A 13,181-nucleotide genomic window follows, 5' to 3' on the forward strand; every position below is an offset into this window, starting at 1 on the left:
CCACGGACGCCGCCACCTGATCGCGACCGGTCTCCTTCGCCGTATACAGCAACCGGTCGGCGACCTGCACCAACTCGTCCGGAGTACACGCGTCACCCGGCATCGTGGCCACACCGAGCGAGACGGTGACCGGCACGGCGACGCCCGCACCGGCCACGATGGGCGCGGTCCGGATCGCCCGGTGCACCCGGTCGGCGATCCGGCGCGCCTCGGCGGGCGTGGTGTGCGGAAGAACGACGGCGAACTCCTCGCCGCCGTACCGCGCGACCAGGTCACCGGGGCGCACGGCCTGACGTAGCCGGTCGGCCACCTCGCAGAGCACCCGGTCGCCGCCGTGGTGGCCGTAGGTGTCGTTGACCTTCTTGAAATGATCGACGTCCAGCAGCAGGACGGCGAGCTCGGCGTCGCGGTCGCTCTCGCTCGTGAGCACCTCGGTGAAGTAGCGCCGGGTACGGAGGCCGGTCAGGCCGTCGGTGATCGCCATGTTGCGCTGCACGGCCACCAGCGCCGCCAGCCGGACCATCACGAGCAGGAACAGCACCGCGCACACGGCGCACGCCAGCGGGAGGTGCAGTGGGCCCCCGGTCAGGTATTGCAGGGTGAGCGTCGCGGGGGCGAGCAGGGACGCGACGGCGAGCACGACCAGGCGCCCGGCGGTCGCGTCCGGAGCGGCGGCCGGAGAAGATTCGTCAGCCGTACGCATCGACGGGTGCAAGCCGCTCAGCCCCAGCAGGACCGCCGAGCCCATCCACAGCGTCTCGAGCCACCCGCCTTCCTGGTAGGTACCGGCCAGGGTCTGCCAGGTGTAGAGCGCGTCAGGGACGATGACCAGCAGCAGATAGCCGGTGAGCAGGTGCAGCGCCACCGGACGCCGACCGGCGCCGAGCAGGAGCCGGGCCGCGACAGCCAGCAGTACCAGGTCACCGATCGGGTAGGCACCCGACACGATCCGTCCGAGGACGCTCAGCCCGCCGCCCGATGCCGCGGGGCTGATGAGATACACCCACGCCAGCAGTGAGGCGGAGGCCGCGACGATCGCTGCGTCGATCAGGCTGGGCAGGTCCCAGCCGGGGGTGCGTCGCCGGATGATCAGCAGCAGCCCCGCGGCGGCCAAGGGGTAGCTCGCCAGATACAGCACGTCGGCGAAGCTCGGGTACGGCAACGGCGCGCCGATCGCGTTCGCGCCGTAGAACAGGATGTCGGCGGCCACGCCGGACACCTGACTCGCCGCCAGCAGCAACCACGGTGCCCGGAACGCCGGCCGGTACCGACGGATCCCGACCAGGATGGCGACCGCGGCCGCACCGTTCGTCAGCCAGTACAGCACCGTACGCGCGAACTCCGGGATCGCCAGCCGGTAGGCGACGACGAGCACCAGCCCGCCAACCAGGAAGCCGACCCACCGTCTCTCGATCACTTCCTGACGATCGCCGGTAGCCATTGCCGCGACGGGAGCGGAACGGGTGCCGCCGAGGAGCGTCGAATCTGTCTTTCGGCCGGCCACACACCGTCGTTTCCCAGTGGACCGAAGCGGTCACGTTCCTGTCATGACCTTGACGGCGAAGCGGACCGGATTGTTGAAGAGCGGATACGAGATCAGCCTGGCCGGGCGGGCGTTGGTGCGGTGGGATGCCAAGACCTGGAAGGTCGGTGGTTCGTTCACGCTCGACGACCAGCGGTACGACGTACGCACCAACGCGCTGGCCACGAAGTACGAGCTGCTCGACCAGGACGGGGCTTCGGTTGCCGTCGCGCACCGCGTCGGCCGCAAGCAGTGGACCGTGGAGGCCGACGGACAGACGTACACGTTCGAGCGCGGCTCGATGTGGCGCGAAGAGCAGAAGCTGACGCTCGGCGGGCAGCAGGTCGGCACGATTCGGCGCACCAGCGTGTGGAGCGGCGCGGCGGCGGCCGACCTCCCCGGCTTGCCGCTCCTCGTCCAGGTCTTCGTCCTGTTGGTGGCGCTCAGCAGCTGGGACGTGACCGCCGCGGTCGCCGCGTCAGCGTGAGGTGAAGTTCGGGGCCCGCTTCTCGAGGCCCGCGGCGACCGCTTCGGCCTGGTTGGGCGTGCCGATCAGCGCGGAGATCTCCTTCTGCTCGGCGGCGAAGCCGGTCTCCAGGTCGACCCGGTCCGCGAGGTCGAGCAGCCGCTTCGCCGCCCGCACCGCGTCCGGGCTGCGGCCGGCGATCTCCCGCGCCAACTCGAACGCGGCCGCGAGCGGATCGTCGGCGGTACGGGTGGCCAGGCCGATCGCCGCCGCCTCGGTGCCGGACACCGTGCGGCCGGTGAACACGAGCTCTCGGGCCTTGTCCGGCCCGACCAGCCGGGGCAGGAGCTGCGTACCGGTCATGTCCGGAATCAGCCCCCACCGCACCTCCATCACGCTGAGTACCGCGTCCGGCGCGACGATCCGGATGTCGGCGCCGAGCGCGACCTGCAGGCCGCCGCCCAGCGCGTTGCCGCGCACCGCGGCGATCACCGGTACCGGCACCTCCGCCCACACGTAGGCGGCGCGCTGCCCAAGGGCCTTGGCGGGCCCGTCACTCGGCGGGACGTCCGCCTGCAGGGTGACCCGGTCACCGCTGCCCAGCGCCGCCATCGCCCCGAGGTCCAGCCCGGCGCAGAAGTCCTTGCCCTCGCCGGAGAGGACGACGACGCGCAGGCCTGGCTCGCCGCGCAGCTGCTCACCGGTGCGGACCAGCGCCTCGAACATCGCCGGGTCCAATGCGTTGCGCTTCTCCGGCCGGGCCAGCCGCACATCGGCGATCCCGTCGGCGATCTCGACCGTGACGCGAGTTGACACGCTCGCGACTTTAGCTCCGCCCCTTGACCTCGTTCACCGTTATGGCTAACTTCCTCGAATCGATAAGAAAGTTCCCTATCGATTCCCGGAGGGAGGTCTCAGGTGTCCGGAAGCCCCAGCGCGCTGCGCTTCCTCAACGACCGCGCCGCACTCGAGGCGCTGCTGCAGAACGAAGCGATCACCCGCGCTCAGCTCGAGGCCCTCGTGGGCCTCTCGAAGCCGGCCACGTCCCAGCTGCTGACCCGTCTGGAGAAGGCCGGCCTCGTCGAGCGCCTCGGCCGCCGCGAGGTCGGGCCCGGCCCCCGCGCCCAGCTGTGGGGCCTGAAGGCCGACGCCGGGTTCGCCGCCGGTGTCGACGTCACCAGCCACGGCATCGACGTCGAGATCGCCGACCTGCGTGGCACCACTGTCGCCCAGCACCTGGCCCCCGCCGGAGATCCCGCCGAGGCTCTGACGGATGCTCTCGACGAGGCCTGCCGCCAGGCCGGGATCGACGTCGACCGCCTCGCGCACGTCGCCATCGGCACCCCGGGATCGGTCGATGCCGTGACCGGCACGCTCCGGTACGCGTCCGACATCCCGTCCTGGAACGGCGTCAACCTGCTGGAGGCGATCGGCGCCGTCCTCGACGTTTCGTTCACGATCGAGAACGACGTCAACCTCGTCGCGCTCAACGAAATGGCCCGCGGCAGCGCCCGGGACGTGCGCGACTTCGTCCTGCTCTGGATCTCCGAGCACAGCGTCGGCTCGTCGGTGGTCGTCCAGGGCGGCCTGGTCCGCGGCGCCACCCTCGGCGCCGGGGAGCTCGGCTTCACCCCTGTACCCGATCTGGCCCGCACTCCCCTGCCGGGCGTCCACCGGTTCGGGGACCTGCTGGCCAATTCAGCGCTGCTGACGCTGGCCGGAACGCACGGCATCACTGCCGACGGCGCGGTCGACGCGATCCGCCAGAGCCTCGAACACGACAACAACTTCCTGATCGACGTCGCCCGGCGGATCGCCGCAGGTCTGGCGGCCGTCGTCAGCCTCCTCGACCCGGAACTGATCGTTCTCGGCGGCGCGGTGTGCAGCACCGGCGGTTCGGCGCTCCGCACGGCGATCAGCGAGGCGCTGGCCGAGTTCGTCGAGCCGCGCGTTCGTCTCGTTCCCGGCCGTCCCGACTCCGACTCGGTCCGCGCCGGCGCGGTCCAAGCCGCGCTGGTGCCCGCTCGCGAGCACTACTTTTCCGCCGGTTCCTCACTCGGTGACAGCTGACCCCCGGAGATCTGACATGAAGAGATTCACCGCCGCGGTGGCCGCGGTACTCGTACTCAGCGCCTGTGGTGGCACCGGCGGAGGCGATCAGAAGGTCGCGGACGCCCCCGGCGACAAGGACAAGGTGACGCTCACGGTGTGGAGCGGTTTCGCCGACAAGGAACTGGCCGCCCTCGATTCGGCGCTCGACGGGTTCCACCAGCTGCACCCCAACATCACGATCAAGAGCCAGGGCAGCCAGGACGACGACAAGATCTCGCAGGCCGTCCGCGGTGGTACCGCACCGGACGTCGCGATCTCCAGCAACGCCAACGCGCTGGGCCAGTACTGCAAGACCGGCGCGTTCCAGGACCTCAAGGGCTACCTGGACCGCGACAAGGTCGATCTGAGCATCTTCCCGCAGGCAGTGCGCGACTACACCGAGCACGACAACGTGCGCTGCGCGATGCCGCTCCTGGCCGACGCCTACGGCCTCTACTACAACAAGAAGCTGTTCGCGGAGGCCGGCATCACCGCGCCGCCGAAGACGATGACCGAGCTCGCGGCCGACGCGAAGAAGCTCACGAAGTTCAACGCCGACGGCTCGATCAAGGTCGCCGGCTTCGTCCCGACGCTGGGCTTCTACAACAACCGGGTCGACGTCTGGGCGCCGCAGTTCGGAGCCGAATGGCAGAACTCCAGCGGCAAGTCGAGCCTCTCGACCAGCCCCGGGTGGACGAACCTGTTCCAGTGGCAGAAGCAGCTGACCGACTTCTACACCGAGAAGAAGCTGACCGCGTTCACGGCCGCCGCGGGGCAGAAGTACTCCCCGGACAACGCGTTCCAGACCGGCCAGATCGCGATGATGTTCGACGGTGAGTTCCGCACCGGGTTCGTCGACTCGGAAGCCCCGAACCTCTCGTACGGCACCGCGCCGCTCCCGGTGTCCGACGACCGCACCGACAAGTACGGCGGCAGCGACGTCGGCGGCAACATCATCGGCATCCCGAAGGGCGCGAAGCAGGCCGGCGCGGCCTGGGAACTGATCAAGTACCTGGCGACCGAGACCAAGCCGCTCGTCTCGCTGGCCAACGGGCTGAAGAACCTGCCGACGACCACCGACGCGCTGAAGTCGCCGGACCTGAAGTTCACCGGCACGCTCGCGCCGTTCATCGACATCTTCACGAACCCGAACTCCAGCTCGCTGCCCACCACCCCGAACGGCGCGGCGTACCTGAAGACCACGCTGGACTTCGCGGTGAAGTGGCAGACCGGCGGCGTTCCCGACCTGAAGAAGGGCCTCCAGGACGCCGACCAGCAGATCGACGACGATCTCGCGCTACAGAAGTGACGCTGCACCGCCGGTTGGTCGTGCTGGCGTTCATGTCGCCGTGGATCGTCGGGTTCAGCGTCTTCTTCGTCTACCCGCTGCTCTCGACGCTCTACTACAGCCTGACCAGCTTCGACCTAATCAACGACCCGGTGTTCGTCGGCGCGCGCAACTTCGTGTTCCTGTTCACCAAGGACCCGCTGGTGCGCACGTCGGCGGCGAACACCGCCTACCTGGTGGTGGCCATCACCGTCGGCCGGGTGGGCTACGGGCTGCTGACCGCACTGGTGCTCAGCAAGCTCAAGAGCCGGGCGAGCGGCGTCTTCCGGACGCTGTTCTACCTCCCGGCGCTGGCACCGCCGGTGGCCGCGGCGCTGGCGTTCGTCTTCGTGTTCAACCCGGGCACCGGGCCGGTCAACAACCTGCTCGACGTCGTCGGGATCAAGGGTCCGCTCTGGTTCAACGACCCGTCCTGGTCCAAGCCGTCGTTGACGGTGCTGGCGCTCTGGGCGTCGGGCGAGGTCATGGTGATCCTGCTGGCCGCGCTGCTGGACGTCCCCACTGACTACTACGAGGCGGCGTCCCTCGACGGCGCCGGTCCGTTCACGAAGTTCTGGCACATCACGTTGCCGTCGATCTCGCCGGTACTGCTGTTCGCGATCATCAACTCGATCATCGTCGGCCTGCAGTACTTCACGGAGTCGACGGTCGCCGGGGCCGTGGCGTCGGGCTCCTCCGACGCGGTCGGCAACGTCGCCTCGCTCGGTTACCCCGACAACTCGACGCTCACGTTCCCGATGTGGCTCTACGAGCGGGGCTTCCACTCCTACAACATGGGCTACGCCTCCGCGATGGCCACGGTGCTGTTCGGGGTGTCCGCGATCTTCACGGTGATCCTCGTCCAGCGGCTGCGGGCGACGGCCGGCGGGCAGGAGGACTCATGAGCGCGCAGGTTCGCTCCGCGCTGGCCTGGTGCGGGCTGCACGCGGTGGCGCTGGCGATGGCCGTCGGGTTCCTCGCCCCGCTGCTGTTCCTGCTCCTGACGTCGGTCATGACCGACCAGCAGGCGCTGACCAGCGACCTGTGGCCGCACGACTGGCAGTGGAGCAACTTCACCACGGTGTTCGACAAGGCGCCGATGCTGGGCTACTTCGCCCACAGCCTGCTGTACTCGATCACCGCGACGGCCGCGATGCTGATCTCCAGCGTCCCGGTGGCGTACGCGCTGGCCAAGCTGCAGTGGCGTGGCCGGACCTGGGCGTTCTACCTGGTCATCGTCGCCATGCTGCTGCCGCCGCAGGTCATCGCCGTGCCGATGTACGTCATGTGGGCCAAGCTGGGGTTGACCGGCTCACTCTGGCCGCTCATTCTGCCCAACCTGTTCGGCGACGCGTTCAGCATCTTCCTGCTGCGCCAGTTCCTCGTCGCCATCCCGCAGTCGTACATCGACTCCGCGCGCATCGACGGCGCCTCGGAACTCGGCGTGCTGCTGCGGATCGTGGTGCCGATGGCCCGGCCGGGAATCGCGGCCGCCGGGCTGTTCATGTTCCTCAAGACCTGGAACGACTACTTCGGCCCGCTGCTCTACACCGGCGAGAACCGCGCCAACTGGACGCTGTCGCTCGGGCTCGCGGCGTTCCGCAGCACGCACCAGGTCCAGTGGAACCTGACGATGGCCGCCACCGTGCTGGTGATGCTGCCGGTCGTCGTCCTGTTCTTCTTCGCCCAGAAATCGTTCATCGAAGGAATCAAATTGAGCGGGGTCAAAGGATGAAGCTCGCCGTCGTCGGCGGAGGGTCGACGTACACACCGGAGCTGATCGACGGGCTGTTGACGTCACCGGTCGACGAGATCACACTCATCGATCCCGACGCGGAACGTCTGGACGTCGTGGCCGGGTTCGCGCGCCGCATGGTGGGCGCGGCCGGGAAACACACCTTGATCACCGCGACCGACGACCTGGACAAGGGCGTCGACGGCGCCTCCGCGGTGCTCGTCCAACTGCGTGTGGGCGGCCAGAAGACCCGGCTGTCGGACGAGACGTTCCCGCACGCCTGCGGCTGCATCGGCCAGGAGACCACCGGAGCCGGCGGGTTCGCGAAGGCGCTGCGCACGGTGCCGATACTGCTCGACATCGCGTCGCGGGTGGACCCGGACACCTGGATCGTCGACTTCACCAATCCGGTCGGCATCGTCACCCGTAGCCTGCTCGACGCCGGTCACAAGGCCGTCGGTCTCTGCAACGTGGCGATCAACTTCCAACGCAACTTCGCCGGCTTGCTCGACGTCGATCCGGCGCGGGTGGGCTTGAAGCATGTCGGGCTGAACCACCTCAGCTGGGAAACGGCGGTGTACCTCGACGGCGAGGACGTGTTGCCGTCGTTGATCGCGTCGCGCGCCGAGGAGCTCGGCGAGACGTTCCGGATCACGCCGGAGCACATCCGCGTCGCGAGCGCGGTGCCGTCGTACTACCTGCGGTACTACTACGCGCACGACGTCGTCTTCGCCGAGCAGCAGACCGAGCGGCCGCGGGCGGCGGTGGTCAGCGACGTCGAGCAGGAGCTGCTCGCGCTGTACCGCGACGAGTCGGTGGTGAGCAAGCCGGATGCGCTGCAGAACCGGGGCGGCAGGCACTACTCGCTGGCCGCGATCAACCTGGTGTCGTCACTGCTGCACGACGCTGGTGACACCCAGGTCGTCAACGTCCGCAACCGGGGTACGTTGCCGTTCCTACCCGACGAGGCGGTCATCGAGGCCGCCTCGACGATCAACGCCACCGGGCCGACGCCGCTGCCGATCGGGCCGGTCGACCCGTCGCTGCGCGGGCTGATCGCGCACACCGCCGCCTACGAGGAGCTCGCCGTGGAGGCCGCGCTGCACGGCGGACGCGACCGGGTGGTCAAGGCGCTGCTGGCGCATCCGCTGGTAGGCCAGTACGCGCTGGCCGAGGGGCTGGCGGATCGGTTGTTGGCGGAAAACGCACAGTTCCTTTCGTGGGCATGAGCCTGCTGCTCGCCATCGACGGGGGCAACAGCAAGACCGACGTCGCGGTGCTCGACCACGAGGGCACGCTGCTGGCGCGCGGGCGCGGACCGGGGTTCTCCCCGCACGTGCTCGGGATCTCCGGCTCCGTGCTCGCGGTCGAGGAACTGGCCCGCTCGACGTTGCGCGGGATCGCACTCGAGCTCGGGCCGGATTCGGTCGCCCACACGGCCGCGTACCTGGCCGGCGTCGACCTGACCCGGGAACGGGAGGAGATGCTCGCCGTCGTGACCGCCCGCGGCTGGTCGCGCTCGGCTGTCGTCGACAACGACACGTTCGCGGTGCTGCGGCTCGGCTCGCCCGACGGCGACGGGGTGGCTGTGGTCTGCGGCGCCGGGATCAACTGCGTCGGGGTCTCGGGCACGCGGATCGTCCGGTTCCCGTCGCTGGGCACCGTATCCGGCGACTGGGGCGGCGGCCTGCAGCTGGGTGCGGAGGTCATGTCGGCCGCCGCGCGGGTCGAGGACGGGCGGGGGCCGGCAACCGTGCTGGCGGAAGCGGTGGTCGCACACTTCGGCGTGGCTTCCGTGCTGGAGGCGGTCGAGGCGTTCCACTTCGGCGAGTTCCCCTCGTCGCGGTTCGCGGAGCTGAGTCCGGTGGTGTTCCGGTGTGCCGCGCAGGGTGACGCGGTCTCCCGCGACCTGGTCGACCGGCTCGCCGGGGAGATCGCCGACTACGTACGGGCGTCCCTGCGGCGCCTGGACCTCGGGGGCCGCGACGTTCCGGTGGTGCTCGGCGGCGGCATCCTCGCCGGGGGCGACCAGCGGCTGCTGACCGGGGTGTTCGACCGGGTGCACTCCGAGTTCCCGCGGGCCCGGTTCGTGCGCGTGGACGAGCCACCGGTGATCGGGGCGGCGCTGCTGGGGCTCGACCATCTCGGGATCGCCGGTGACGCCGTGGTCCGCGCGGCGTTCCGGGTGGCGGCATAAGCCTGTGCAGGGGCCAACTGCCGTCGTTCGCACGCATAAGTCAAGCTCGGGGTGAAACGCCACGTTCCACCCGGGAGGGCTCCATGGCCAGGCCACGTACTCTGCTCCTCGTGCTCGCCGGTGGTGCCGGTGGACGCCTGGAGCTGCTGACCGACCACCGGGCCAAGCCCGCCGTTCCGTACGGCGGTTCCTACCGCCTCATCGACGTTCCGCTCTCCAACGCCCATCACGCCGGGATCGACGACGTCTGGGTGATCGAGCAGTTCCACCCCGTCTCGCTCACCGACCACCTCGCCAACGGGCGGCCCTGGGACCTCGACCGCACCCACGGCGGGCTGCTCACGCTCCACCCGCACCTGGGCACCGAACGGGAAGGCTGGCACCAGGGAACCGCCGACGCGCTCTGGCGGCAGGCGCCGCTGATCCGCGAGTTCGACCCGGAGCACCTGGTCGTGGTGAGCGCGGACGCCGTCTACGCGCTGGACTACGCCGAGGTGGTCGCCGCGCACGCCGAGGGCGGCGGGGACGTCACGATGGTGACCACGCACCGGCCGATCGAGGAGGCCGGCCGGTACGGGGTGGTCGAGGCCGGTGAGGGTGACCGGATCACCGGTTACACCCTGAAGCCCGACGAGCCCGCCACGGACCTGATCGCCAACGAGGTCTTCGTGTTCCGCCCGTCCGAGCTGCTCGAACTGCTGGGGACGCTGGTTTCGGAGGACGAAGAGTTGAAGGACCTCGGCCACCAGGTTCTCCCCCAGCTGGTCGACGCCGGTCGGGCCCGGAACTACCGGTTCGACCGGTACTGGCGTGACGTCGGGACGGTGACCGCCTACCTGGAGTCGCACCTGGAGCTGGTCGGGGACGATCCGGCGATCCGGCTGGACGACCCCGCGTGGCCGATGCTGACCCGCGGCGGGTACCACGCCCCGTCGCGGCTGGCACGCGGCGCGGAGGTCGCCGACGCGATGGTCGCGCCGGGCTGTGAGATCGCTGGGCGGGTCGAGCGGTCGGTGCTCTCCCCCGGCGTGATCGTGGAGCCGGGGGCGTCGGTGGTGGATTCGGTGCTGCTGCACGGCGCTGTGGTCCGGCGGGGTGCGCGGGTCCGCGGCGCGGTGATCGACGCCGGCGCCGAGATCGGTGCGGACGCCGACCTCGGTGTTCCGTCCGAGAACGGGGACGACGACGTGGTGCTGGTCGGTGCCGGTGCCCGCGTCCCCAAGGGCGCTTCGGTGACTGCTGGGACCCGCCTTCCGGCCGAAAAGGAGTAGCGCGCCTGCCATCGATGGCAAGGTCAGGCCATGACTCCGAGCTTTTCCGCAGCGTCGACGGCGGACGACGTCCTCGCGGGCCTCGACCTGACGGGCAAGAACGTCGTCGTCACGGCGGGCCACGTCGGGCTCGGGCTGGAGACCACCCGTGCGCTCAGCAGGGCGGGCGCCTCGGTCATCGTGGGCTCGCGCGATCCGGAGCGGGCCGCGTCGGCGCTGGCCGGGGTCGAGCGGGTCGAGATCGGTCGGCTGGACCTGCTCGACCCCGGCTCGATCGACGCGTTCGCCGAGGGCTACCTGGGCTCCGATCGCCCGCTCCATGTCCTGGTCAACGGGGCCGGGATCATGGGCGGGCCGCTGGTCCGCGACGCGCGCGGCTACGAGCGGCAGTTCGCGACCAACCACCTCGGCCACTTCCAGCTGACCCTGCGCCTGCACCCCGCGTTACGCGGCGGCCGGGTCGTGAACGTGTCGTCCGAGGCCCACCGGGCCGGTGGTATCCGCTGGGACGATCCGCACTTCACCGCCGGCTACCGGCCGTTCCTCGCCTACGCCCAGTCGAAGACGGCCAACATCCTGTTCGCCGTCGAGCTGGACCGGCGATGGTCGGACGCCGGCATCCGGGGCTACGCGGTGCACCCGGGCATGGTCGTCGGCACCGAGCTCGGATCGTCCATGCCGGCGGACAAGGCGCACGAGACCAACCGGCGGATGGGCCTGATCGACGACGCCGGCAATCCGGTCATCGACCCCGCCCGCGACCAGAAGACCCCGCAGCAGGGCGCGAGCACGATCGTGTTCGCCGCGACCAGCCCGTCGCTCGCCGACGCCGGTGGCGTCTACCTCAAAGACAACGACGTCACGTCCGACGTCGCACCGCATGCCGTCGACCCGCGGGCGGCCGCGCGCCTCTGGGACCTGAGTGAGCAGCTGATAGCTTCGGCCGGTGGAAGCTCTGTCGATGCGGCGGAAGATACTCGAGTCCGCGGTCGCGACGATCGCTGACGAGGGTGTCAGCGTCTCTACTGCGGTGATCGCGAAGCGCGGCGGCCTGGCCCAGGGGTCGATCTTCCACCACTTCGGTACCAAGGCCGGGCTCCTCAACGCGCTCTACCTCCAGCTCAAAGCGGAACAGCACGCCGCGGCCGTCGGCGCTGCGCCCGAGTCGCTGCGTACCGTGTGGGACCGGTGGCTGGACTGGGGCACCGCCAACCAGCAGCGCCGCCGTGCGCTGCTGGCGCTGCGGGGCTCCGACGTCGTCACGCCGGAGAGCCGGGCCGCCTCCGAGGACAGCAATCAGTCCGGCGTCGATCTGTTCCGGCAGTTGACCGCGGACGGCCCACTGGCGGGACTGCCGATGCAGTACATCGGCGACCTGGTCGAAGCGGTCGCCGGCACGACGATGGACGCGATCGTGCGCGACCCGGCGAACGCCGCGGTCTACCGGGACCGCGGCTTCGACGCGCTGCGCGGCATGCTCGCCTGACGCTCACATCTCCAACACGGCCCGGTAGCGCGCACTGCCGGTGCGGACCCGGTCGAGCGCGGCGCCAGAGTCGGCGACCGGGAACGTCTCGATCACCGGCCGGACGTCGTGCGCGGCGGCGAACGCCAGCATGCGCCGGGTGTCGTCGACCGAGCCGGGGACGCCGCCGACCAACGCTTTAGCCTGGGGCAGGAGCGCCATCGGCCCGACCGTGAACGGCTTCTGCGGCACCCCGACGAGGCACAGCGTGCCGCCGGGCGCGAGCAGGCCGAGGTAGTCGTCCCAGGGCAGGTCGGCGGAGACCGTGCTGAGGATGAAGTCGAACTCGCCCCGATGGGCGTCGAGCGCGCCGTTCTCGCTGCTGGCGATCACCGCGGCCGCGCCGAACCCGCGGGCGTCGTCCTCCTTGGACCGTGACGACGAGATCGCGGTCACCGTGCACCCCCAGGCGGCGTAGAACTGGATCGCGACGTGCCCCAGGCCGCCGACGCCGACGATCGCGACGCGGTCGGTCGGCCGGACGTCGTAGCGGAGCAACTGGCCGAAGACCGTCGTGCCCGCGCACAGCAGGGGCGCGGCCTCCGCGGACGAGAGGGCGTCCGGGATGCGGTAGGCGTGACGCCAGTCGCTGGCGCGGACGTGCTGGGCGAACGCGCCGCGGTGACCACGCAGGACGGTGTCGTCGCGCTGCGGGCAGAACTGGTGCCGGCCGCGGAGGCACCACTCGCAGCCAAAACAGGATCCGGCGATCGCACCGATGCCGACCCGGCTTCCGATCGGGAGGGCGTCCGGGTCGACGTCGTCCCCCACGGCCTCCACGACGCCGACCGCCTCGTGACCGGCCACCACCGGGAACGACGCGTAGCCGAACTCGTCGTCGATCATGCCGAGGTCGGTGTGGCAGACCCCGCAGTGGGTCACCCGGACGTCGACCTCCAACCGGCCCAGCGGACCGGCGTCGTACTCGTACGGCAGCAGTTCCGCTCCGGCCTCGTGGGCCGCGTACGCCAGGACCTTCACGCCGTCGCCTCCTCGCTTTGATTGATCAATCAATCGAAGCCTAGCGGTGGTGTCCAGCGGGCTACT

The 13,181-nt window shown here is 70.2% G+C and carries 12 protein-coding genes and 1 pseudogene; 10 read left to right on the top strand and 3 right to left on the bottom strand.

What is annotated here, in order from left to right; genetic code table 11:
- Positions 1 to 22 precede the first annotated feature (22 nt).
- Positions 23 to 1,441: pseudogene (locus ACGFY5_RS14000) on the bottom strand (diguanylate cyclase); the annotation flags it as partial.
- 106 nt (positions 1,442 to 1,547) lie between these two features.
- On the opposite strand from ACGFY5_RS14000, the gene ACGFY5_RS14005 reads away from it, so the two are divergent.
- Complete coding sequence (locus tag ACGFY5_RS14005; RefSeq protein ID WP_392719985.1) at positions 1,548 to 2,009, top strand: hypothetical protein; 462 nt, start codon at positions 1,548 to 1,550, stop codon at positions 2,007 to 2,009.
- Here the strand turns inward: ACGFY5_RS14005 and ACGFY5_RS14010 are convergent.
- Positions 2,001 to 2,804, bottom strand: coding sequence for a crotonase/enoyl-CoA hydratase family protein (locus ACGFY5_RS14010; protein WP_392719986.1), 804 nt, complete (start codon positions 2,802 to 2,804; stop codon positions 2,001 to 2,003). The genes ACGFY5_RS14005 and ACGFY5_RS14010 overlap by 9 nt on opposite strands.
- A gap of 102 nt (positions 2,805 to 2,906) precedes the next feature.
- Between ACGFY5_RS14010 and ACGFY5_RS14015 the strand changes: the two genes are divergently transcribed.
- The 9 genes from ACGFY5_RS14015 to ACGFY5_RS14055 all read left to right on the top strand — a co-directional run bounded on the left by ACGFY5_RS14015 (position 2,907) and on the right by ACGFY5_RS14055 (position 12,095).
- Positions 2,907 to 4,058, top strand: coding sequence for an ROK family protein (locus tag ACGFY5_RS14015; protein ID WP_392719988.1), 1,152 nt, complete (start codon positions 2,907 to 2,909; stop codon positions 4,056 to 4,058).
- 16 nt (positions 4,059 to 4,074) lie between these two features.
- Complete coding sequence (locus ACGFY5_RS14020) at positions 4,075 to 5,388, top strand: ABC transporter substrate-binding protein (RefSeq protein ID WP_392719989.1); 1,314 nt, start codon at positions 4,075 to 4,077, stop codon at positions 5,386 to 5,388.
- The gene (locus ACGFY5_RS14025; RefSeq protein WP_392719990.1) at positions 5,385 to 6,311 is read left to right on the top strand and encodes a carbohydrate ABC transporter permease; all 927 of its coding nucleotides are present in this window, start codon (positions 5,385 to 5,387) and stop codon (positions 6,309 to 6,311) included. The genes ACGFY5_RS14020 and ACGFY5_RS14025 overlap by 4 nt, the downstream gene beginning before the upstream one ends.
- Complete coding sequence (locus ACGFY5_RS14030) at positions 6,308 to 7,141, top strand: carbohydrate ABC transporter permease (RefSeq protein WP_392719991.1); 834 nt, start codon at positions 6,308 to 6,310, stop codon at positions 7,139 to 7,141. The genes ACGFY5_RS14025 and ACGFY5_RS14030 overlap by 4 nt, the downstream gene beginning before the upstream one ends.
- Positions 7,138 to 8,370, top strand: coding sequence for a 6-phospho-beta-glucosidase (locus ACGFY5_RS14035; protein ID WP_392719993.1), 1,233 nt, complete (start codon positions 7,138 to 7,140; stop codon positions 8,368 to 8,370). The genes ACGFY5_RS14030 and ACGFY5_RS14035 overlap by 4 nt, the downstream gene beginning before the upstream one ends.
- Entirely contained in the window at positions 8,367 to 9,338 is a 972-nt protein-coding gene (locus ACGFY5_RS14040) for an N-acetylglucosamine kinase (RefSeq protein ID WP_392720506.1), read from the top strand. The genes ACGFY5_RS14035 and ACGFY5_RS14040 overlap by 4 nt, the downstream gene beginning before the upstream one ends.
- Positions 9,339 to 9,421: 83 nt before the next feature.
- Positions 9,422 to 10,609 carry a glucose-1-phosphate adenylyltransferase family protein gene (locus ACGFY5_RS14045; RefSeq protein WP_392719994.1) on the top strand — a complete coding sequence of 396 codons (1,188 nt, stop codon included), beginning with the start codon at positions 9,422 to 9,424 and terminating at the stop codon, positions 10,607 to 10,609.
- A gap of 30 nt (positions 10,610 to 10,639) precedes the next feature.
- Positions 10,640 to 11,614 carry an SDR family NAD(P)-dependent oxidoreductase gene (locus tag ACGFY5_RS14050; protein ID WP_392719995.1) on the top strand — a complete coding sequence of 325 codons (975 nt, stop codon included), beginning with the start codon at positions 10,640 to 10,642 and terminating at the stop codon, positions 11,612 to 11,614.
- The gene (locus tag ACGFY5_RS14055; RefSeq protein ID WP_392719997.1) at positions 11,571 to 12,095 is read left to right on the top strand and encodes a TetR/AcrR family transcriptional regulator; all 525 of its coding nucleotides are present in this window, start codon (positions 11,571 to 11,573) and stop codon (positions 12,093 to 12,095) included. The genes ACGFY5_RS14050 and ACGFY5_RS14055 overlap by 44 nt, the downstream gene beginning before the upstream one ends.
- Positions 12,096 to 12,098: 3 nt before the next feature.
- On the opposite strand, the gene ACGFY5_RS14060 is transcribed toward ACGFY5_RS14055, so the two are convergent.
- Entirely contained in the window at positions 12,099 to 13,115 is a 1,017-nt protein-coding gene (locus tag ACGFY5_RS14060; protein ID WP_392719998.1) for an NAD(P)-dependent alcohol dehydrogenase, read from the bottom strand.
- Between the last annotated feature and the right edge of the window lie 66 nt (positions 13,116 to 13,181).

It is taken from the genome of Cryptosporangium sp. NPDC048952 (assembly GCF_043197895.1).
GTDB lineage: Bacteria > Actinomycetota > Actinomycetes > Mycobacteriales > Cryptosporangiaceae > Cryptosporangium.

Coding starts and splice junctions, on each gene's coding strand:
- ACGFY5_RS14005 (WP_392719985.1), top strand. CDS start 1,548: ATGACCTTGACGGCGAAGCGGACCGGATTGTTGAAGAGCGGATACGAG.
- ACGFY5_RS14020 (WP_392719989.1), top strand. CDS start 4,075: ATGAAGAGATTCACCGCCGCGGTGGCCGCGGTACTCGTACTCAGCGCC.
- ACGFY5_RS14030 (WP_392719991.1), top strand. CDS start 6,308: ATGAGCGCGCAGGTTCGCTCCGCGCTGGCCTGGTGCGGGCTGCACGCG.
- ACGFY5_RS14035 (WP_392719993.1), top strand. CDS start 7,138: ATGAAGCTCGCCGTCGTCGGCGGAGGGTCGACGTACACACCGGAGCTG.
- ACGFY5_RS14040 (WP_392720506.1), top strand. CDS start 8,367: ATGAGCCTGCTGCTCGCCATCGACGGGGGCAACAGCAAGACCGACGTC.
- ACGFY5_RS14045 (WP_392719994.1), top strand. CDS start 9,422: ATGGCCAGGCCACGTACTCTGCTCCTCGTGCTCGCCGGTGGTGCCGGT.
- ACGFY5_RS14050 (WP_392719995.1), top strand. CDS start 10,640: ATGACTCCGAGCTTTTCCGCAGCGTCGACGGCGGACGACGTCCTCGCG.
- ACGFY5_RS14055 (WP_392719997.1), top strand. CDS start 11,571: ATGCGGCGGAAGATACTCGAGTCCGCGGTCGCGACGATCGCTGACGAG.